The 20,123-nt window shown below is 62.7% G+C and carries 17 protein-coding genes; 13 read left to right on the top strand and 4 right to left on the bottom strand.

Annotation, left to right across the window (positions count from 1 at the left end; genetic code table 11):
* From R6254_RS07580 to R6254_RS07530, 11 genes are all read left to right on the top strand, one after another.
* Positions 1–909 carry a UPF0280 family protein gene (locus tag R6254_RS07580; RefSeq protein ID WP_318405674.1) on the top strand — a complete coding sequence of 303 codons (909 nt, stop codon included), beginning with the start codon at positions 1–3 and terminating at the stop codon, positions 907–909.
* Between the two features lie 22 nt (positions 910–931).
* On the top strand, positions 932–1,573 hold the full coding sequence (locus tag R6254_RS07575) for an amino acid synthesis family protein (protein ID WP_318405672.1): 642 nt from the start codon (positions 932–934) through the stop codon (positions 1,571–1,573).
* Between the two features lie 40 nt (positions 1,574–1,613).
* Positions 1,614–2,198 carry an amino acid synthesis family protein gene (locus R6254_RS07570; RefSeq protein WP_318405670.1) on the top strand — a complete coding sequence of 195 codons (585 nt, stop codon included), beginning with the start codon at positions 1,614–1,616 and terminating at the stop codon, positions 2,196–2,198.
* Positions 2,199–2,249: 51 nt separating this feature from the next.
* A complete protein-coding gene (locus tag R6254_RS07565; RefSeq protein WP_412103136.1) occupies positions 2,250–3,449 on the top strand; it encodes an ABC transporter substrate-binding protein in 1,200 nt (399 codons plus the stop codon).
* 71 nt (positions 3,450–3,520) lie between these two features.
* Positions 3,521–5,437, top strand: a complete 1,917-nt coding sequence (locus R6254_RS07560) for an ABC transporter permease (protein ID WP_318405669.1) — start codon at positions 3,521–3,523, stop codon at positions 5,435–5,437.
* A 62-nt stretch (positions 5,438–5,499) separates the two neighbouring features.
* Entirely contained in the window at positions 5,500–6,336 is an 837-nt protein-coding gene (locus R6254_RS07555) for an ABC transporter ATP-binding protein (protein WP_318405667.1), read from the top strand.
* Entirely contained in the window at positions 6,333–7,064 is a 732-nt protein-coding gene (locus tag R6254_RS07550) for an ABC transporter ATP-binding protein (protein ID WP_318405666.1), read from the top strand. The genes R6254_RS07555 and R6254_RS07550 overlap by 4 nt, the downstream gene beginning before the upstream one ends.
* Positions 7,065–7,112: 48 nt before the next feature.
* Positions 7,113–7,841, top strand: a complete 729-nt coding sequence (gene pncA / locus R6254_RS07545) for a bifunctional nicotinamidase/pyrazinamidase (RefSeq protein WP_318405664.1) — start codon at positions 7,113–7,115, stop codon at positions 7,839–7,841.
* A gap of 95 nt (positions 7,842–7,936) precedes the next feature.
* Positions 7,937–9,088: an ABC transporter substrate-binding protein gene (locus R6254_RS07540; protein WP_318405662.1), complete on the top strand. Its 1,152-nt coding sequence runs from the start codon at positions 7,937–7,939 to the stop codon at positions 9,086–9,088.
* Positions 9,085–9,582 carry a (2Fe-2S)-binding protein gene (locus R6254_RS07535; protein ID WP_318405660.1) on the top strand — a complete coding sequence of 166 codons (498 nt, stop codon included), beginning with the start codon at positions 9,085–9,087 and terminating at the stop codon, positions 9,580–9,582. The genes R6254_RS07540 and R6254_RS07535 overlap by 4 nt, the downstream gene beginning before the upstream one ends.
* Complete coding sequence (locus R6254_RS07530; protein WP_318405658.1) at positions 9,579–13,223, top strand: molybdopterin cofactor-binding domain-containing protein; 3,645 nt, start codon at positions 9,579–9,581, stop codon at positions 13,221–13,223. Before R6254_RS07535 ends, R6254_RS07530 begins: the two co-directional genes overlap by 4 nt.
* Before the next feature lie 18 nt (positions 13,224–13,241).
* Here the strand turns inward: R6254_RS07530 and R6254_RS07525 are convergent, their stop codons facing one another.
* From R6254_RS07525 to R6254_RS07515, 3 genes are read right to left on the bottom strand one after another with little or no spacing between them, the layout of a single operon-like run.
* Positions 13,242–14,672, bottom strand: a complete 1,431-nt coding sequence (locus tag R6254_RS07525) for an aldehyde dehydrogenase family protein (RefSeq protein ID WP_318405657.1) — start codon at positions 14,670–14,672, stop codon at positions 13,242–13,244.
* Between the two features lie 47 nt (positions 14,673–14,719).
* Positions 14,720–15,931 carry a CaiB/BaiF CoA transferase family protein gene (locus R6254_RS07520; protein WP_318405655.1) on the bottom strand — a complete coding sequence of 404 codons (1,212 nt, stop codon included), beginning with the start codon at positions 15,929–15,931 and terminating at the stop codon, positions 14,720–14,722.
* Between the two features lie 5 nt (positions 15,932–15,936).
* Entirely contained in the window at positions 15,937–17,127 is a 1,191-nt protein-coding gene (locus tag R6254_RS07515; RefSeq protein WP_318405654.1) for an acyl-CoA dehydrogenase, read from the bottom strand.
* 172 nt (positions 17,128–17,299) lie between these two features.
* Between R6254_RS07515 and R6254_RS07510 the strand changes: the two genes are divergently transcribed.
* Positions 17,300–18,232 (top strand): LysR substrate-binding domain-containing protein, encoded by a 933-nt coding sequence (locus R6254_RS07510; RefSeq protein WP_318405653.1) that lies wholly within the window; start codon positions 17,300–17,302, stop codon positions 18,230–18,232.
* On the opposite strand, the gene R6254_RS07505 is transcribed toward R6254_RS07510, so the two are convergent.
* Positions 18,229–18,825 carry a hypothetical protein gene (locus R6254_RS07505; protein ID WP_318405652.1) on the bottom strand — a complete coding sequence of 199 codons (597 nt, stop codon included), beginning with the start codon at positions 18,823–18,825 and terminating at the stop codon, positions 18,229–18,231. The two genes, R6254_RS07510 and R6254_RS07505, sit on opposite strands and share 4 nt — an antisense overlap.
* Before the next feature lie 205 nt (positions 18,826–19,030).
* On the opposite strand from R6254_RS07505, the gene R6254_RS07500 reads away from it, so the two are divergent.
* Positions 19,031–20,095: a DUF6352 family protein gene (locus R6254_RS07500; RefSeq protein ID WP_318405651.1), complete on the top strand. Its 1,065-nt coding sequence runs from the start codon at positions 19,031–19,033 to the stop codon at positions 20,093–20,095.
* Positions 20,096–20,123: the final 28 nt, after the last annotated feature.

The raw sequence follows: 20,123 nt of genomic DNA, 5'->3' as shown, positions 1-20,123 counted from the left end.
ATGTTTGCCCAACGCACGCCACTGCCCGATGGCCGCTGGCATTTCCAGCAGGGGCCCATGGACATTGTGATTGGCGCCCATGGCAGTCCGGCATCCGTGGACGCGGCGCATGCTGCGGCATGGCAACGTTTCACCGGCATTCTGGATGAGCTGGTGCAGGAACTCACCGCCCTGCGGCGCCCGGTGCAGGGCGACTGTCCGGTCCAAGGGCTGATTGCCAGGCGCATGTGGCAAGCCTGCCAGCCTTATCAACGCAGCTTTATCACCCCGATGGCGGCGGTGGCCGGTGCGGTGGCCCAGGAGCTGATCGCCTGTTACGACCGTAGCGGTGTGACGCGGGCCTGGGTCAACAATGGCGGCGACATCGCCTTGCATCTGGCATCCTCGCAATCGGTGCGGATCGGCCTTTACGCGGATATTGCGCGTCTGGGCCTGGATGAAATTCGGGATGGCATTTTGACGGACGGCCAGTTTGACGTCTCCAGCGTGTTGCCGGTTCGCGGTGTCGCCACCAGCGGGTGGCGCGGACGGAGTTTTTCGCTGGGAATCGCCGACAGCGTCACGGTCTTGGCACGCACGGCTTCCGAAGCCGATGCCGCGGCGACCGTGATTGCCAATGCCGTGGACTTGGATGATGCAGGTATTGTCCGCCGGCCGGCCTGCGAACTGAAGGACGACACCGATCTGGGGTCTATGCTCGTGACCGTAGATGTGCCGCCACTGGCGCCGGACCGGGTGCAGCAAGCCTTGCGTGCGGGACTCAAGCGCGCGCAGACCCTGCGTGCTGCCGGCTTGATCTGGTCGGCCGCGCTGGTTTGCCAGAATCAGATCGTGACCACCGGTGACCCGACCACGAAAACATTGGAAAACCGGCGTGCCCATCAGCAGCTTGGTTCGGTATTTGCTTAATGAAACGGATGGACTCAAAGCGATGATTGAAATACGACGCATTTTTACGCACGTGGAGCAAATTCAGCACGAGTTTGGTCCTGTCGCCGCCACCCCGCTGCTGCGTGGTGCGATTGGGGTTGTGCTCACGAATCCGTATGCGGGTCGTTACGAAGCCGACATTCTGCCGATGATGGAGGCGCTGCAACCCGTCGGCCTTGACATGGCGCAGCGCCTGCGGGCCGCGATGGGTGTGCCCGCTGAGCGCATTGAGGGTTATGGCAAAGGAGCGATCGTGGGGGCGGCTGGTGAGTTGGAGCATGGCGCACTCTGGCATGTGCCCGGTGGTTATGCCATGCGCGAACTCTTGGGCTGGAAAGGCGACGCCAATGCCTACGCCAAAGGCCAAGCCGAAGAAAAAAACGGGCAACCTGGCAATGGCTTGGCCATCGTGCCTTCGACCAAAAAAGTGGGGGGGCCCGGCGCCACGCTGGATGTGCCCATGACCCACGTCAATGCCGTATATGTTCGCAGCCATTTCGACGCCATCGAGGTGCGTGTGCCCGGTGCACCCCTGGCGGATGAAATTGTTTTCATTCTGGCCATGAGTACCGGCCCGCGCATTCATGCGCGTGTGGGTGGCCTGGCCGCCAGCGCCATCAGCAAGTGGGACGGCTTGCGCTGATCCGGCACGGCATAGAACGACCCCATTCAAGGAAAAAATCATGACAGCCAAAATTCGCAAAATCATTGTTCAGGTCGATGAGACCCGTGTTGAAATGGGCCGCGCGGTGAATCCGCCAACCCGCAAGGCGCTCGCCATGGCCGTGATCGCCAACCCGTTTGCCGGCGTGTACCAGGAAAACCTCGACGAGTTGATCGCTATCGGTGAAGAGTTGGGCGCTCTATTGGGGCAGAAGTGCGTGGAAGCTCTGGGAATTGAGCCTGGCCAGGCGCACAGTTATGGCAAGGCGGCGATTGTGGGTGAGGCCGGGGAACTGGAGCATGCCGCCGCCATCCTGCATCCCAAGCTGGGTGCGCCGCTGCGCCTGGCGGTTGAAAAAGGGGCGGCCCTGGTGCCATCCAGCAAAAAACGCGGTGGTCTGGGCACCGCGATTGACGTGCCGCTGGGGCACAAGGATGCGGCTTTTGTGCGCAGCCACTTCGATGCGATGGAAGCGCGTGTGGCCGATGCGCCTCGTGCCAATGAAATTGTGGTTGCTGTCGTCGTTACAGACAGTGGCCGGCCACTACCGCGCGTGGGCGGACTGCAGATCCACGACATCAAGGGCGAAGACGGGCTACGGTAAACACCGAACCCATCCCGCTCAATCCGATCCACGACAGGAGTTTTTATGAAGATGCAATTCAAAGTTCTGAGCACGATGACCTACCTGGGGCTCATGGCTTCGCTGGTGACAGCGCATGCCCAAGGGGTGATCAAGATTGGCGAGGTCAACAGCTACAAGGCCCAGCCCGCTTTTCTCGAACCCTACAAAAAAGGCATGGAACTCGCGGTTGAAGAAATCAACGCCGCCGGTGGCGTCAATGGCAAAAAGCTCGAGCTGATCACGCGCGACGACAATGCCAACCCCGGCGATGCCGTGCGTGTGGCCGAAGAACTGATTTCACGTGAAAAGATCGACGTGCTGACCGGCACCTTCCTGTCGAACACCGGTTTGGCCGTGGCCGACTTCGCCAAGCAGAAAAAGTTTTTCTTCCTGGCCGGCGAGCCTCTGACCGACAAGATGACCTGGCAGGGTGGCAATCAGTACACCTTCCGCTTGCGCCCCGGGACCTATATGCAGGCCGCGATGCTGGTTCCCGAGGCCGTCAAGCTGAAGAAAAAACGCTGGGCGGTGGTTTACCCCAACTACGAATATGGCCAGTCGGCCGTGGCCGCTTTCAAGCAACTGCTCAAGGCGGCGCAGCCTGATGTCGAGTTCGTGGCCGAACAGGCGCCGCCACTCGGCAAGGTGGATGCCGGCAGCGTGGTGCAGGCCCTGGCCGATGCCAAGCCGGACGCAATTTTCAACGTCTTGTTCGGTGCCGACCTCTCGAAGTTTGTTCGCGAAGGCAATACGCGCGGCTTGTTCAAAGGGCGCGACGTGGTCAGCGTATTGACCGGTGAACCCGAGTACCTCGATCCACTCAAGGATGAGACCCCCAACGGCTGGATCGTGACCGGTTACCCCTGGCACGGCATCCAGACGCCGGAACACAAGGCCTTCCTCACAGCGTATCAGGACAAGTTCAAGGACTATCCACGCCTCGGTTCGGTGGTTGGCTACAGTGCCATCAAGTCCATCGCCGCTGGCGCAGCCAAGGCCAAAAGCACGGATTCCGCCAAGCTGGTGGCCGCCTTCAAGGGCCTGGAAGTCATGACCCCCTTCGGCAAGATCAACTACCGGGCCGAGGACCATCAGTCCACGATGGGCGCCTTCGTCGGCAAGACGAAAAATGACAATGGCAAGGGCGTGATGGTGGACTACACCTATTTCGATGGCGCCAAGTTCCAGCCTTCCGCTGCCGACGTGAAGAAATCCCGCGCCGCGGACTGAGCAACCAGCCCTTACCGCACTGCGCTGCTTGAGTGGCGCGGTGCGGCCAATCGGCTCCAGAGGATTATTGAATGAGTTTTTCAGGCTTCATCGTCCAGTTGCTTAACGGGCTGGCCGGCGCTTCGTCGCTGTTTTTTGTGGCAGCCGGTCTGTCCCTGATCTTTGGCGTCACGCGGATTGTCAATTTCGCGCATGGTTCTTTTTTCATGGTCGGCATCTACATCGCTTACACGCTGGTCGATCGACTGGGCGGAGGCCTGGGTTTCTGGCCCGCCTTGCTGCTGGCCGCGGTGGCCGTCGGTATTCTGGGGGCGCTGATAGAGGTGGTGCTTTTGCGCCGCATCTACAAGGCCCCCGAGTTGTTTCAGTTGCTGGCGACTTTTGCGCTGGTGCTGGTCATCAAGGACGCTGTACTTTATCTTTGGGGCCCCGACGAACTGCTGGGTCCCCGTGCCCCCGGTCTGTCGGGCTCGGTCGAGATTCTGGGTCGCCAGTTTCCGAGTTACGACCTGTTTCTGATCGTGGTGGGTCCGGTGGTGCTGGGTCTGCTGTGGCTGCTGCTGACGCGCACGCGCTGGGGCACGCTGGTGCGTGCCGCCACACAAGACCGTGAAATGGTCAGTGCGCTGGGTGTGAACCAGGCTTGGTTGTTTACCGCCGTGTTTGCGTTGGGCGCCATGCTGGCCGGCCTGGGCGGCGCCTTGCAATTGCCGCGCGAACCGGCCACGCTGGAGATGGACCTCAACACCATCGGTTCGGCTTTTGTGGTCGTGGTGGTCGGTGGCATGGGGTCTATCCCGGGCGCGTATGCCGCGGCCTTGCTGATTGCCGAGATCAAGGCGATTTGTATCTGGTTGGGCGTGGTCGAAATTTTCGGCTACAGCATTTCGTTTTCCAAACTCACGCTGGTGGCTGATTTCCTGGTCATGGCCATTGTGCTGGTCTGGCGTCCGTGGGGCCTGTTTGGCCGGCCACAAGCACCCAGCCGTTATGTTGGCATGCAGGAGGAACCGCTGCGCAAAAGCAGTCGGACCTATGTCATCGCGGCGGCCGTGCTGGGGCTGGTGCTGGCGGCCATGCCTTTGTTCACCGCAGGCTCGCCTTACACCACGGTCTTGATGATTGACCTGCTGATTGCAGCACTGTTTGCGGCCAGCCTGCACTTCATCATGGGCCCGGCCGGCATGCATTCCTTCGGACACGCAGCCTACTTTGGTTTGGGGGCTTATGGCGCTGCCTTGCTGGTGCGTTCCATCGGCATGCCCATGGAGCTGGCACTGGTGGTCGCACCACTGGTGGCGGCCGCTGGCGCTTTTATCTACGGCTGGTTTGCAGTGCGGCTGTCGGGGGTGTACCTGGCGATGCTGACACTCGCGTTTGCACAGATCACCTGGGCCATCACCTACCAGTGGGATTCTTTCACTGGTGGCAGCAATGGGCTCACCGGGGTCTGGCCTTCCGAATGGCTGTCGGACAAACGCATGTATTACTGGCTGACCCTGGTCCTGGTGATTGCCACCATCCTGTGGTTGCGCCGCGTGTTGTTCTCGCCTTTTGGCTACACATTGCGCGCTGGGCGCGACTCGGCATTGCGGGCCGATGCCATAGGCATTGACGTCAAACGTATGCAGTGGACGGCGTTTGTCATCGCCGGCGCCGCCGCGGGCCTGGCCGGATCGCTGTATGCCTTTTCCAAGGGCAGCATTTCGCCCGAGAGCCTGAGTGTCGGCAAGTCGGTGGATGGCCTGGTGATGGTGCTGCTGGGTGGCATCCAGACCTTGGCGGGTCCGGTGGTGGGCGCGGTGACCTTCACTTGGTTGCACGACACCGTGGCGCGCAACACCGACTACTGGCGTGCAATGTTGGGCGCCATCATTTTGCTGCTGGTGTTGTTGTTTCCTCAGGGGGTGGCCGGCTTTGCCAAACAGCTGTTTGAGCGGCTGCGCGGAAAAATCTCCGGAGCGAAAAAAAATGAGGTGAAAGCATGACGACAGTTGTGGCCTACTCTGGCCAAATGAATACCAATCCGGCAGGTAGTCAGGAAACATCCATGCCAGAGGTCGGCACGCACCGCCAGGGTCTGGCACCCTTGCTTCAGGTCAACAACCTGGGCAAATCTTTCGGTGGCGTGAAAGCCGTGGACGGCATCAGCTTTGATCTGGCGGCTGGCGAACTGCTGGCGCTGATAGGTCCAAACGGCGCCGGCAAGTCCACCACCTTCAACATGGTCAATGGCCAGTTGGCGGCCGACCAGGGCTCCATCCTGCTTGATGGGCAGGAACTGGTGGGGCGTAAACCGCGCGCCATCTGGCGCCTGGGCGTAGGCCGTACTTTTCAAATTGCCGAGACCTTCGCCTCGCTGACCGTGATTGAAAACGTGCAGATGGCCTTACTCTCGCATGACGGCAAGCTGTTTGCTATGTGGCGCCGTGCCGCCGATTACAAACGTGAGGACGCGCTGGCGCTGCTGGAGCAGGTCGGCATGAAATCCCAGGCCGAGCGGCCCTGCAGCGAGCTCGCATATGGCGACGTCAAACGTGTCGAACTCGCCATTGCGATGGCCAACAGCCCGAAACTGCTGTTGATGGATGAACCCACGGCCGGCATGGCCCCCAAGGAGCGCAACTCGCTGATGGCACTGACCAAACAACTTGTGATTGACCGCGGCATGGCCGTGCTGTTCACCGAACACAGCATGGACGTGGTGTTTGCCTATGCCGACCGCATGATCGTGCTGGCGCGTGGCCGGCTCATCGCCCAGGGCAAACCCCTGGAGATTCGCGACCATCCCAAGGTGCAGGAGGTGTACTTCGGCAGTGGCAAGACTTTTGAGAAGATCGCGCAGAAAGCGGCTGCCGTCGCGGCCTCCACCGGGGATGCAGCATGAGCGCGGAACTTCTGCTGGACGCCAAAGGCCTCGCGGCCTGGTATGGCGCGGCCCAGATTCTTTACGACGTGGACCTGCAGGTGCGGCGAGGCGAGGTGGTGGCCCTCATGGGTCGCAATGGGGCGGGTAAATCGACAACGCTCAAGACCTTGATCGGCATGCTTTCCAAGCGCCGCGGTGCCGTGCATTTTTTGGGGCAAGATATTTCCAAAAGTGAGCCGCATGTGGCGGCGCGCCTGGGCCTGGGTTTTGTGCCCGAGGACAGGCGCGTGTTCACCGACCTCACGGTGATGGAGAACCTCGAAGTCGGCAGGCAGCCCGCGCGGCACTGGTCGGACGGCGTCGCGGCACCGGTCTGGACGCCGGAGCGCCTGTTCAAGTTGTTCCCCAATCTGGGGGAAATGCCGGATAGGCCCGGTGGCCGCATGAGTGGCGGTGAGCAGCAAATGCTGACGGTGGCGCGCACCTTGATGGGCAACCCTTACCTGGTGCTGCTCGACGAGCCGTCCGAAGGCGTGGCGCCGGTGATTGTGGAGCAGATGGCGCAGATGATTCTGGAACTCAAGGCCCAGGGCGTGAGCATTCTGCTGTCCGAACAGAATATGCATTTTGCAGAGTTGGTGTCGGATCGGGCCTATGTGCTTGAAAAAGGGCAGATCCGTTACGAGGGATCGATGGCCGAGCTGTCAGCCAGCGAAGAAGTCCGGCGCGCTTACCTCAGTGTGTAGTACGCCTTTTTGTCGTCGTTATTTCACCTACTGTCAGGAGATCGCATCATGCATCCAGCCCACCGCAGAACCTTGTTGAAAGCCCTGTCCAGTGCCGGTTTGCTCGCGGCCGCCGGCGCGGCAGGCAGCCTTGCCTTTGCCGCGATCAAGGTCAAGCCCGATGCCAAAAGCGCGCTGATTGTGGTCGATGTGCAGAACTGTTTCGTGACCGGCGGCACCTTGCCGGTGAAAGGCGGCGAAGAGGTGGTGCCGGTGATCAATAAACTCGCCACAGCCTTTGAGAACATCGTGGTGACGCAGGACTGGCACACCAAGGGCCATGCTTCGTTTGCCAGCGCACACGCCGGCAAGAAGCCTTTTGAGATTCAAAAAATGCCTTATGGCAATCAGGTCTTGTGGCCCGACCATTGTGTGCAAGGCACCGAGGACGCGGCCTTGCACAAGGACTTGCAGGTGCCCACCGCGCAGGTCATCGTGCGCAAGGGTTACCACCAGGAGGTCGACAGCTATTCGGCTTTTACCGAGGCGGATGGCAAGACCCCAACCGGCCTGGGTGGTTATCTGAAACAGCGTGGCATCAAACGTGTGTTTGTGACCGGGCTGGCGACTGACTTCTGCGTGGCCTGGACGGCGCTGGATGCACGCAAGGCCGGCTTCGAGGTGTATGTGATCGAAGACGCCACACGCGCAATCGATTTGAACGGATCGCTGGCGGCGGCCTGGAAAAAGATGGCGGCCAGTGGCGTCAAGCGGATTCAGTCCAGCGACCTGGCCTGAGTCGCGACGCCGGTAAATGCCGGCGCCCCTAAAAGCCTTTGGATGCGTTGCGAATTTACCGCGTAACCAGGGCCGAACAACAGATGGAAAAATGTATGAACACGTTGCGAGCGCGCGGGTGGACTTGTGCGGTGTGGATGTTGGCCCTGGCCACCGTATGCCCGGTCCAAGCCGAGACCGGCGTCACCGAGGCGGCCATTTCCATCGGGCAGACGGCGGTATTCAGCGGACCGGTCGCGGCGACCGGCAACAACTACCGGCGCGGCATCGAGCTTTATTTTGAGCAGGTCAATAAGGCCGGTGGCGTGCATGGGCGCAAGCTGACGCTGACAGCGCTGGACGATGCCTACGATCCCAAACGCACGGTCGAGAACACCCGGCGTTTGATCGAAAAAGACCAGGTGTTTGCGCTGATCGGTTACGTGGCCACGGCCAACCTGATCGCGGCCCTGCCGATTATCGAGGAAGCAAAAGTCCCGCTGTTTGCGCCGCTGGTGGGGACCACCTCGATTCGGCTCAAACACAGCCGTTATCTCTTTCACGTGCGCGCCAGCTACAAGGCCGAGCTGGCGCGTATCACCCAGCAACTGGCTGTGGTGGGCAATGACAAGGTGGCGGTGGTTTACCAGGACAGTGTGTTCGGCAAATCCAATCTGGACACCTTGCTTGAGCTCACCAAGGCTGAAAAGCTGCAGGTCGTCAAAACCATTCCCATGGCGATTGAGGCGAGCAGTGCCAAGGACATCGCGGCGCAGATCAAGCAGGCCTCGGCCAACGTCATCATCATGATCATGGCCGGCACGATGTCGGAAGTCCTGATCCGGGACGTGCGTGCCGCCGGCCTGGGTGTGCCGCTTTACACCATTTCGGTGGGCCTGGCCGATGCCAAGGCCTCGGCCACGCGTTTGAACGGCGCCTTGCGCGGTGTTATTACGGCCAGCATTGTGCCGTCGCCGACCCTGGAGCGTTACGCCATCGTCAAGGAATACCGCAAGGCACTGGGCGCATCGGCGGGGACTGGCGACAACTACACCGTGCTGGAAGGCTATATTGCGGCCAAGGCTTTTGTCGAAGGTTTGCGCCGCGCCGGGCGCCAACTGAGCCGCGAGAACTTTGTCGCGGCACTGGAAGGATTTGGCAGTCTGGATCTGGGCGACTTCCGGGTGGACTATGGCCCGAAAAACCACAACGGCTCCAACTTTGTGGAGCTCGAGATGTACACCGCAAGCGGCGGCCTGATCCGATGACATCCCAGGTTGTGACCCTCCACGTCAACCAGGTGGACCACACGCTGGCCGTGTCCGCGCAGGCGTCCTTGCTGGGCGTGTTGCGCAACGACCTGGAACTCAATAGTCCCAAATACGGCTGTGGCCTGGGCGAATGTGGCGCCTGCACCGTGCTGGTGGATGGCGTTGCAGCTCGCGCCTGCGTGATCCCGGCTGGCGGTGTCGCCGGCCGGAGAATCACCACGCTGGAAGGCCTGGGATCACGCGCGGCGCTGCACCCGGTTCAACAAGCATTTATTGACGAGCAGGCCGCCCAGTGCGGCTATTGCCTGAGCGGCATGATCATGATGACCACGGCGCTGCTGGCGCGCAACCCCGATCCGGACGAGGGCGAGATACGCCGCGAGTTGTCGGGCAACCTGTGCCGCTGCGGCACCCACCTCGAAATTGTGAAGGCCGTGCAGCGTGCGGCGGTGTTGATGCGGCAAGCCCGTTCTCCTGGGAGCCAGCCATGAGCCGCCGCGCGGACACACCGCTCACACGGGTCGACTTTCATGCGGCGATGGGGGTGTTACTTGTGACCCGCGAGCCGCCGCCCGCGCCGCCGCCGCTCAAAGGCCAGCCTGCGCTGGTGAGCGGCAATCCGCAGGAGGGCGTTGAAATCCTGATTGCCGTGTGGGACGACGGCAGCGTGACGGCCCTCAATGGCCACGTGGACTTGGGCACCGGTATACGCACGGCGCTGAGCCAGATCGTGGCCGAGGAGCTGGATGTGGCACTGGATCGCGTCAACATGGTTCTTGGCGACACCACGCGCGCACCCAACCAGGGGGCCACGATTGCCAGCGCGTCGATACAGATTCATTCGGTGCCGTTGCGGGCGGCGGCGGCGCAGGCTCGCGCCTGGTTGCTGGCCCGTGCCGCCGTGCACCTGCAAGTGGACGTGGCCTTGCTGGGTGTGCGTGATGGCATTGTCAGCGTGAAGGGTGACGAAGCCCGCTCCATCGCGTATGGGCCTTTGCTGGCACAACAACAGGTGGCGCTTTCCCTGGCGCTGGGTACGCCGCTCAAGGCCCCGGAAGAACATCGGATTGTCGGGACCAGCACCGCCCGTGTGGACATTCCGGCCAAGGCAACCGGTGAGTTGACCTTTGTGCACGACATGCGGGTGCCGGGCATGTTGCATGGCCGTGTGGTGCGGCCACCATATGCCGGTGCGGACCACGGCGACTTCATCGGCAACACGCTGGAGGCTGTGGACGAGTCATCCATTGCACATATCCCGGGCATACGTGCCGTGGTCGTGATTCGCGACTTTGTCGGCATTGTCGCGGACCGCGAGGAGGACGCCGAGCAGGCGCTGCGTGAGTTGCGCGTCTTGTGGAAACCCTGGCCGGGGCTGACCAATCTGGACAACCTGGCGCAGGCCATACGCGCCAACCCGTCGACGCAGCGCAAGCTGATTGACGAAGGAGATGTCGATGCCGCGCTGGCGGATGCGGCGCAGCCCATGGCGCGCCACTATGTCTGGCCTTACCAGATGCACGGCTCCATCGGACCCTCGTGTGCAGTGGCCGACTGGCGCGCCGGCCACATGACGGTGTGGGCCGGAAGCCAGAACCCGCATGTGTTGCGCGCCGACCTGTCACGCCTGATCGGGCTGGCCGATGTCGATATCGACGTGATTCGCATGGAAGCCGCTGGTTGTTATGGGCGCAATTGCGCCGACGATGTGGCTGCCGACGCAGCCTTGTTGTCGCGTGCGGTCGGGGCCCCTGTGCGTGTGCAACTGACACGCGAGCAGGAGCATGCCTGGGAGCCCAAGGGCGCGGCGCAACTCATGGAAATCCAGGGCGGCCTGAACGCTGACGGTTCGGTTGCGGCCTATGACTTCCAGACCTCGTATCCATCCAACGGCGCGCCCATGCTGGCCTTGCTGCTCACCCGCACTATTGAACCGCTGGCACAAGCCTACGAAATGGGCGACCGCACGGCCCGCCCGCCCTACGACTACAAAAACCTGCGAGTCGCTGTCAACGACATGGCGCCCATGTTGCGCGCCTCCTGGCTGCGTGGCGTCTCGGCGCTGCCCAATTCATTTGCACACGAGTCCTACATCGATGAGCTGGCCACGGCGGCGGGGGTAGATCCGGTGGAGTTTCGCCTGCGTTACCTGACGGAGCCGCGGGCCGCCGAACTGGTTCGGACCACCGCAGACCGCGCCGGCTGGCAGGTGCATACCGGTCCGCAACAGCAGCGCCCGCAAGCGGGCGAGCCCACGGACATCGTGCATGGACAGGGTGTGGCTTACGCACGTTATATGCACAGCAAATGGCCAGGCTACGGCGCCGCTTGGGCAGCCTGGGTGGCTGATGTGGAGGTCAACCGGAAAACCGGCGAGGTGCATGTCAAACGTGTGGTGGTGGGGCATGACGCCGGCACCCTGATCAATCCAGCGGGTGTCCAGCACCAGATCCACGGCAATGTGGTGCAGACCACCAGCCGTGCCTTGACCGAGCAGGTTCAACTGAACCCGCAAACCAATACCGTGTCCAGCCTGGAGTGGGGCAGTTACCCCATCCTGAGTTTCCGGGATGTGCCAGTGATCGAAGTGGTGACCATGGCGCGCCCCGGCGAGCCACCGCTGGGCGCGGGCGAGTCTTCGTCCGTGCCCGGCACGGCGGCCATCGCCAATGCGATTTTTGATGCCACGGGTGTGCGTTTTCGCCAGCCGCCGTTCACACCGGAGGTGGTGCGGGCGGCACTCAACCCGGTGCCGGAACAGGACGTGGCGCGTTTGCCGGTACCCGAGCGGCCACCGGCCCGGCTGCCTGAAAACGCGCTCTGGCCACGAGGCCTGGGCCGCTGGTCCCGAACCGGCGCCTTGCTGACCGGCGTGTTTGGCCTGGCGGCGGCCCTGTTGGGTTGGCGGCCGGCAATTGCCCCCGTGTTGCAGGGCGGTGCGTCGATTTACACGGCGGCCACGCTGGAGCGCGGCCGCCAGCTCGCTGCCGTGGGGGATTGTGTGGTTTGCCATACCGCCCCGGGTGGTGTCCCCAACGCGGGTGGACGGGCCATGGAAACGCCTTTTGGCAAGATAGTGAGCACCAACCTCACGCCCGATGTCGCCACCGGCATCGGTTTATGGTCTTTCAGTGCTTTTCAGCGCGCCATGCGTGAAGGTATTTCGCGCGACGGCCACCACCTGTACCCGGCTTTTCCCTACACGGCTTTTGCCAAAACCAGCGACGAGGACCTGACCGCGCTGTACGCCTACCTGATGGCCCAGCCCGCCGTGCGCTCGGAACTCCCGGCGACGAAACTGGCCTTTCCCTACAGCGTGCGGCCACTGATGGCTGCCTGGAACGCGATGTTTCACGACCCCACGCCTTACCAAGTCAACCCGACCCAGACCGTTGAATGGAACCGCGGCGCCTACCTGGTCAATGGCCTGGGCCATTGCGGCGCCTGCCACACGCCACGCAACGCCTTGGGTGCCGAGCGCGGCGGCAAAGCCTTTTTGAGCGGTGCCATGGTGGACGGCTGGGAAGCGCCCGCGCTGACCGCGCTTTCGCGCTCGCCCGTGCCCTGGACCCGCGACGCACTGTATAGCTATCTGCGCAAAGGTCACTCGCCGCAACACGGCATGGCCGCAGGTCCCATGGCACCGGTGGTCAAGGAGTTGGGCGCCTTGCCCGACGTGGATATCCGAGCCATGGCCACTTATCTTGCGTCGTACAACGAGCCGGTGTCCGAGGCTGAAAGCGCCGATCGCGCGAGGCAAGTGGTGCTGTCCGCGCAGCAGTCTTTCACCGGACTGCCGGGACCGGGCCAGCGCCTGTTCAACGGCGCTTGTGCGTCCTGCCACCACGACGGTGACGGGCCACGCCTGTTGGGCGTGAATACGCCGCTGGCGCTCAACAGCAATCTGCACAGCGAGCAACCCGACAATTTGATTCGTGTGATCCTGGGTGGCATTCGTGCGCCAGCGACTACCGACATCGGTTTTATGCCGGCCTTCCGCGACAGCCTGAACGATGGACAGATCGAGTTATTGGCTAACTACATGCGTAGCCGTTATGCGCCGGGCGAGCCGGCGTGGCGCGACTTAAAAGGAAGCATTTCGCGCCTGCGCGATGCCGCCGATGAACATTAAGTCCGCCAGGCGGGTGCCCTAACTGGCCGTGTAAGCGGTTTTGACGATGGTGAAAAATTCCGCGGCGTAACGGCCTTGCTCGCGCGGTCCGTAGCTGGAGCCCTTGCGGCCACCAAACGGCACGTGGTAGTCCACGCCCGCCGTGGGTGCATTGACCATGACCATGCCGGCCTGGGCAAAACGTTTGAAGTGGGTTGCGTGTTTCAGCGAGGTGGTGCACAAGCCGGCCGACAGACCGAACTCCGTGTCGTTGGCCAGCGTCAGGGCGTGCTCGTAATTTTCTGCGGCGATCACACAAGCCACCGGGCCAAAAATTTCTTCACGGGCGATACGCATGGATGCGTCGGTATCGACAAAAAGCGCAGGCTCAAAATAAAAGCCGTGGGTCTCGCGCTGTAGCGCAACACCGCCGTGGACCAGGCGTGCGCCTTCCTGCTGGCCGATCTGCACATAAGACAAATCTTGCGCCAGCTGGGACGCATCCACCACCGGCCCGATGTCGGTGTCCGGTTTTCTCGCGTCACCCACACGCAAGGCGCGCAGTTGCGTCGTCAAGGCGTCCACAAATTGCGGCAGGATGGCGCGTTCGACGATGAGCCGGCTGGACGCGGTGCAGCGTTGCCCGGTCGAATAATAAGAACCCTGAACCGCACAATTCACGGCAGTTTGCAGGTCGGCGTCGGCCAGCACGATGAGTGGATTTTTTCCACCCATTTCCAGTTGCACCTTGGCCAGACGGCTGGTGGCTGCACTCATCACCTGGCGGCCCACGCCAGCGGAACCGGTGAAGGTGATGGCATCGATGTCGGGATGGTTGATCAGCGTCTGGCCGACCCGGCTGCCGGGACCCATGACCAGGTTGAACACACCCTCGGGCAGTCCGGCCCGGCTGATGATCTCGGCCAGCGCCCAGGCCGAACCCGGCACGAGGTCGGCCGGTTTGAAGACCACACAATTGCCGTAGGCCAATGCCGGCGCGATTTTCCAGGCCGGAATGGCAATCGGAAAGTTCCAGGGTGTGATGATGCCTATCACCCCCAGCGGTTCACGTGTGACTTCAACATACAGGCCGGGCCGTACCGAGGGCAGGCGTTCGCCGCTCTGGCGCAAAACCTCGCCGGCGAAAAAACGGAAGATCTGTCCGGCGCGGGCGACCTCGCCAATCGCCTCGGGCAGCGACTTGCCTTCTTCGCGCGCCAGCAGGTTGCCCAACTCGTCCTTGCGCAGCAGCAGTTCGGCGGCGATCTTTTCCAGGGCCGCGGCGCGCAGCTCGATCGAACCTGTGGACCAGGCGGGAAAGGCCTGGCGTGCGGCGGCAATCGCGGTTTCGGTCTGCAACACGTCGGCGTGGGCGTAGTCGTCCAGCACATCACTCGTGTCCGAGGGGTTGATGTTGGGTTTGGCGCTGGTCCCGGCCACCCATTCGCCGGCAATGTAGTTGCGTTTCATGCTGCAGAGTCCTGTTGAAAAACGTCAGCCTGGGCTGAGGAGGAATGTCAAAGCGCGGGCACGGTACCCAGCCATTGCGCCAGCACTTCGTCCGTGTGTTGGCCCAGGGTGGGTGGCGGTGAGCGGTAGCTGACCGGCGAGCCGGAGAGGCGGATCGGGTTGGCCACCAGCGGCACGCTGCCGGCCAGCGGATGGTCCAGGGTGATGTGCAGGCCACGCGCTCGTACCTGCGGGTCGGCAAACACCTCGTCGATGCGGTTGATAGGCCCGCAAGGCACGCCGGCCGCTTCCAGCGCTGCGATCCAGTCGGCGGAGCTGCGCATCACCGTCGCCTGGCGCAGCAGCGGCACCAGCACGGCGCGGTTGGCCACACGCTGGGCGTTGCTTGAAAAACGCGCGTCGGCCGACCATTCGGGGTGGCCGGCCACCGTGCAGAACTTCGCGAACTGGCTGTCGTTGCCCACCGCCAGGATGATGTCGCCATCGGCTGTCGGAAAGTCCTGGTAAGGCACGATGTTTGGATGGGCATTGCCCATGCGGCGTGGCACCAGTTCACCGGCCAGGTAATTGGAGGCCTGGTTGGCCAGGCAGGCGATTTGCACGTCGAGCAAGGCCAGATCAATGTGCTGGCCCAGGCCGGATTTTTCGCGTTCGGCCAAAGCGGCTTGCACGGCAATCGTCGCGTAGAGACCGGTCATGATGTCGGTCAGCGCAACGCCGACTTTTTGCGGGCCGGCACCGGCCTCGCCGTCGGGTCGGCCGGTCACACTCATCAGGCCGCCCATGCCCTGGATCAGAAAGTCGTAACCCGCACGCGCCGCGTACGGACCGGTTTGGCCGAAACCGGTGATGGAGCAATACACCAGGCGCGGGTTGCTGGTTTGAAGACTCGCGTAGTCCAACCCGTATCGCTTGAGCCCGCCCAGCTTGAAGTTCTCCAACACCACGTCGGCCTGTTGCGCCAGCGCGCGAATCTGCGCCTGCCCCTCGGGCGTGGCGATGTCGATGGCGACCGAACGTTTGTTGCGGTTGGCGCACAGAAAATACGTGGCTTCGCTGGTGTCCCGGCCCGAGGCGTCTTTCAGGTAGGGCGGTCCCCAGGAACGTGTGTCGTCACCGCTCCCGGGTTTTTCGACCTTGACCACATCGGCGCCCAGGTCGGCCAGCATCTGGCCGGCCCAGGGTCCGGCCAGCACACGCGACAAATCCAGCACCCGAATACCGGTCAGCGGCGGCGGGCGAACAGCAGGAGTGTTCATCGGCTTCAGGAGAAAGCAGCGATGCCGGTGATGGCGCGGCCTATGATCAGCGCGTGCACATCGTGCGTGCCTTCGTAGGTGTTGACCACTTCCAGGTTGACCAGGTGGCGTGCCACACCGAACTCGTCGCTGATGCCGTTGCCACCCAGCATGTCACGCGCCATGCGGGCGATATCCAGCGCCTTGCCGCAGGAATTGCGTTTCATGATGGAGGTGATTTCGACCGCGGCCGTGCCTTCGTCCTTCATGCGGCCCAGGCGCAGGCAACCCTGCAGGCCGAGCGCGATTTCGGTTTCCATGTCGGCGAGTTTTTTCTGGATCAGCTGGTTGGCGGCCAGGGGGCGGCCGAACTGTTTGCGGTCCAGCGTGTATTGACGCGCTTTTTCGAAGCAGTCCTCGGCCGCACCCAGGGCACCCCAGGCGATGCCGTAACGCGCGGAATTCAGGCAGGTGAACGGGCCTTTGAGGCCGCGTACTTCGGGGAAGGCGTTTTCTTCGGGGCAAAACACCGCGTCCATGACAATTTCGCCGGTGACCGATGCACGCAGGCCGACCTTGCTGTGGATGGCCGGGGCGCTCAGGCCCTTGCTGCCTTTGTCCAGGATAAAGCCGCGGATCGCGCCTTCGTCGTCCTTGGCCCAGACCAGGAACACGTCGGCGATCGGGCTGTTGGTGATCCACATCTTGCTACCAGTCAGCGCGTAGCCGCCGGCCACCTTGCGGGCGCGGGTGATCATGCTGCCGGGGTCGGAACCGTGGTTGGGTTCGGTCAGGCCGAAACAGCCAATCCATTCACCGGTGGCCAACTTGGGCAGGTATTTTTGTTTTTGCGCTTCGCTGCCGAACTCATTGATAGGCACCATGACCAGCGAGGACTGCACACTCATCATGGAGCGGTAACCGGAGTCGACACGTTCCACTTCACGTGCGACCAGGCCGTAACACACGTAGTTCAGGCCGGCGCCGCCGTAGGCTTCGGGAATGGTCGCGCCCAGCAGGCCCAACTCGCCCATCTCGCGAAAGATGGCGACGTCGGTGCGTTCATGGCGAAAGGCTTCGAGCACGCGTGGCACCAGGCGCTCCTGGCAATAACTGCGTGCGGAGTCGCGCACCATGCGTTCTTCGTCGCTCAGTTGCTGGTCCAGCAACAAGGGGTCGGCCCAGTGGAAGCTGGCTTTTTTCGGGGAAGGGCTCATGGGGAAATCTCCAGGGGGTGTGGGGAAGGCACTGTGTGCGAAAATCGCAACTCAGGCCTAGTGGGAATCACAAGATTTCCAGAGCATACGACGAGCTGAAGCCTGGGCGCAAGCCATTATTTGGAACATGTTTGTGCGAAAATAGAACTCCAAGATCGGAAGGCCCAGCCCCATGCGACGCAAAATTCCCTCGACCACGGCCCTGGCACTGTTTGAATCGGCCGCGCGCCACCAGAGTTTCACCCAGGCGGCGGAGGAACATTCAGTAACACAAAGCGCGGTTTGCCGGCAGATCGCCGGCCTGGAAGATTTCCTGAGTGTCAAGCTGTTCAGGCGCACCAAACGGGGTGTCTTGCTGACCGAAGCCGGCGCCAACTACGCCCGCAACGTGCGCGCCCGTCTGGACGATGTCGAGCGCGACACCTTGCAGATGATGGCCAGGGGCGGCGCCGGCGGCGCGCTGGAGCTGGGCGTTTTGCCGACCTTTGCCGCCAAATGGCTGGTGCCACGCCTGGGTGCTTTTCACCGCCGCCACCCCGACATCACGGTCCACCTGTCGTCTCGCACGCGGCCCTTTTTGTTTGCCGATACGGCCCTGGATGCGGCGATTTGTGCCGTGGAGGCGGGCTGGCCCGGCACCGAATCCTGCTTTCTGATGGACGAAAGTATCGTGGCCGTGGGCAGCCCGGCGCTGGTCAAACCCCGCCGCACGCTGAAGGCCACGGACTTTGCCGACCTGCCGCTGCTGCAGATGAGCACCCGGCCGTATGCCTGGCGCCAATGGTTTGCGTCGCTGGGCCTTTCGGTCGACAAGGACCTGGCCGGCGCCCGCATGGAGCTGTTTTCCATCACCACCGAGGCCGCCATCCATGGGCAGGGCCTGGCCCTGATCCCGCGCTTCCTGATCGAAGACGATTTGCAGCAAGGCCGCCTGGTCCAGCTGATTCCGCACGAGTTTTCCAGCGACCGGCGCTATTACCTGATCTACCCCGAGCAAAAGTCGGACAACCCCGTGCTGGCGCTGTTTCGGGCCTGGCTGGAGGAGGAGGCGACGCGTTACCGCGAGACGCAGGGGACGGTGGCCCGTGTGCCGCAGGCGGCCTAATCCCGGCCTGGGCGTGGCGGCCGGGGCGGCGGGCTGTTGCCCTGCATGGGGGTGGTGGGGTTGAACTGGCGGTTGTCCTGCACCGCGGCGCGGCCCTGGTCCCGGCGGTTTTGCGCCTGCTCGCGCAAGGCGCGCTGGCCCAGCGACTCCTCGCTTTGCCGTTGCCGCCAATCGTCCTGGCGCGTCAGTTCGCGCTGTTGCTGAATTTGTGCGCGTCGCAGTTGCTGCTGTTCGCGCCAGGCCAGTTCCTGGTCGCTGAGCCCGGGGCCGTCAGGCACGTAGCTGCCGTTACGTTGCGCCTGTTCGCGCAGGGCGCGCTGGCCGAGCGACTCCTGGCTTTGCCGGATTTGTTCGTCCTGCTGGCGCGTCAACTCACGCTGCTGGCGTATCTGCTGCTCGCGCTGCCATTGCCAGTTGTCCCTATCGATGGCGTCGCGGTCCGGCGCTGCGCCTGAGCCGCTCCAAATTTCGGTCCGGCTGCTCGTGGTGGGGAACTGTGCCCAGACGGGCTGGCCGGCCAGCATCAGCAGGCTGGTGGCCAGCAGCGCCGGCAGGGGGCGTAAACAGAGGGGAAAGTTCATCGTGTGGTTCATGGGGGCTCCAGCGGCGCATGGGCGTGACTCTACTTTACGCAAAGCGGGACAAAGGCGCGCCGACCTTGTCGCTACAGGTGTTTTAAAGCCGTGTACAGGCTGTTTTATATGAAAAATAGGGCTCTAGCCCTTATCCGACGGGCGCAAGCAGCTATTGATTTTGTAGCGAATGGGCAACGCTGCACAATATGCGACGATGGCGTCCATGCAAAACTTCTGGCCTTCCAGCGGCTACAGCCAGCTCCAGCGCAACACGCGGGGCTGGTTGCTGCCCACCGACAACTACCTGCGCCTGTTCCTGGACCGCCCCGAGCTGGCCTTGCTGCCCGAATCCTGCGCCGCCGAACAGGCTTTGCATGCCGCGTTGCGGGCTGAGCCTTCGCATGTCGTGGCGGATGCCGAGCTGCAGGCTATTGCGGACGGCGATGCACGCGACAGTTACCGCCTGTTCCTGCATTTTCGCGACGGCTTGCTGGCCGCCGGCACGTTGGAGGCTTATTACCTCGGCTTGTTTCGCAGCGGTGCCATCACCATTCCGCCGCTGTTCATTGATCTGCTGGCCCAGGCCATCCTGCGCCATCTGCTGGACGACGTGAGCGACGCTTACGAGGTACGCGCCGCTGAACTCTTGTTTCGCAGCCAGCGCCTTTCCACGCAGGAGGGGCAGGTGCTGGCCGGCGACCGGGAGGTGATGGACATGTTGAACGAGACCGGCGGGCTGGGCGACTTCGGGCGTTTTCTGGCCGAAGCCAAAGCCCCGCTGCGTAGCATAGACCTGCAGGTGTTGACTGACCACAATACGCCCGACTACTGGCAAGCCAGCGACAAACACCACCTTTTGCTCGATCTGACCCACGAAGTCCACAACGACCTCAGCCACGGCCTGGTACTCACCATGACCCGTGCGCGCTCCGGCCTGACCGCGCTGGCCCGCGTGCTGGAAAAGTGGGTGCAACATTTCCTCTGTGTTGCGGTCAGCATCCGGCCGCTGCAAAAAATTGACGACCCGGCTTGGCGCTGGCACGTGGGGCTGGACGTGGAAGCCACGGCGTTGCTCAACGACTTGTACGAAGACCGGCCGGTTGAGGCCGAACGCATGTCGCGCCTGCTGAGTTTGTTCCGGCTGGACTTTGCCAACCCGCAGGAGATGCGCGCCGATGTGGCGGGCAAACCGGTCTACCTGGGCCTGATGATGACGGCCGACAAGGTTGTCAAACTCAAGCCGCAGAACCTGCTGCTGAATTTGCCGCTGGCCACAGCCCGGCAGTAAGCCGCAGCCCGGCGAATAAAATGCGGGT

It is taken from the genome of Polaromonas potterensis (assembly GCF_033446725.1).
GTDB lineage: Bacteria > Pseudomonadota > Gammaproteobacteria > Burkholderiales > Burkholderiaceae_C > Polaromonas.
The sequence above is the reverse complement of the archived record's forward strand: the minus strand, read 5'-3'. Positions and strand labels throughout refer to the sequence as shown.

What these genes read in the sequence shown, in the direction of transcription:
- R6254_RS07510 (WP_318405653.1), top strand. Translation starts at nt 17,300, where the DNA reads ATGCGACGCAAAATTCCCTCGACCACGGCCCTGGCACTGTTTGAATCG.
- R6254_RS07570 (WP_318405670.1), top strand. Translation starts at nt 1,614, where the DNA reads ATGACAGCCAAAATTCGCAAAATCATTGTTCAGGTCGATGAGACCCGT.
- R6254_RS07535 (WP_318405660.1), top strand. Translation starts at nt 9,085, where the DNA reads ATGACATCCCAGGTTGTGACCCTCCACGTCAACCAGGTGGACCACACG.
- R6254_RS07530 (WP_318405658.1), top strand. Translation starts at nt 9,579, where the DNA reads ATGAGCCGCCGCGCGGACACACCGCTCACACGGGTCGACTTTCATGCG.
- R6254_RS07555 (WP_318405667.1), top strand. Translation starts at nt 5,500, where the DNA reads ATGCCAGAGGTCGGCACGCACCGCCAGGGTCTGGCACCCTTGCTTCAG.
- R6254_RS07550 (WP_318405666.1), top strand. Translation starts at nt 6,333, where the DNA reads ATGAGCGCGGAACTTCTGCTGGACGCCAAAGGCCTCGCGGCCTGGTAT.
- R6254_RS07525 (WP_318405657.1), bottom strand. Translation starts at nt 14,672, where the DNA reads ATGAAACGCAACTACATTGCCGGCGAATGGGTGGCCGGGACCAGCGCC.
- R6254_RS07580 (WP_318405674.1), top strand. Translation starts at nt 1, where the DNA reads ATGTTTGCCCAACGCACGCCACTGCCCGATGGCCGCTGGCATTTCCAG.
- R6254_RS07575 (WP_318405672.1), top strand. Translation starts at nt 932, where the DNA reads ATGATTGAAATACGACGCATTTTTACGCACGTGGAGCAAATTCAGCAC.
- R6254_RS07540 (WP_318405662.1), top strand. Translation starts at nt 7,937, where the DNA reads ATGAACACGTTGCGAGCGCGCGGGTGGACTTGTGCGGTGTGGATGTTG.
- R6254_RS07515 (WP_318405654.1), bottom strand. Translation starts at nt 17,127, where the DNA reads ATGAGCCCTTCCCCGAAAAAAGCCAGCTTCCACTGGGCCGACCCCTTG.
- R6254_RS07520 (WP_318405655.1), bottom strand. Translation starts at nt 15,931, where the DNA reads ATGAACACTCCTGCTGTTCGCCCGCCGCCGCTGACCGGTATTCGGGTG.
- R6254_RS07505 (WP_318405652.1), bottom strand. Translation starts at nt 18,825, where the DNA reads ATGAACCACACGATGAACTTTCCCCTCTGTTTACGCCCCCTGCCGGCG.
- pncA (WP_318405664.1), top strand. Translation starts at nt 7,113, where the DNA reads ATGCATCCAGCCCACCGCAGAACCTTGTTGAAAGCCCTGTCCAGTGCC.
- R6254_RS07565 (WP_412103136.1), top strand. Translation starts at nt 2,250, where the DNA reads ATGCAATTCAAAGTTCTGAGCACGATGACCTACCTGGGGCTCATGGCT.
- R6254_RS07500 (WP_318405651.1), top strand. Translation starts at nt 19,031, where the DNA reads ATGCAAAACTTCTGGCCTTCCAGCGGCTACAGCCAGCTCCAGCGCAAC.
- R6254_RS07560 (WP_318405669.1), top strand. Translation starts at nt 3,521, where the DNA reads ATGAGTTTTTCAGGCTTCATCGTCCAGTTGCTTAACGGGCTGGCCGGC.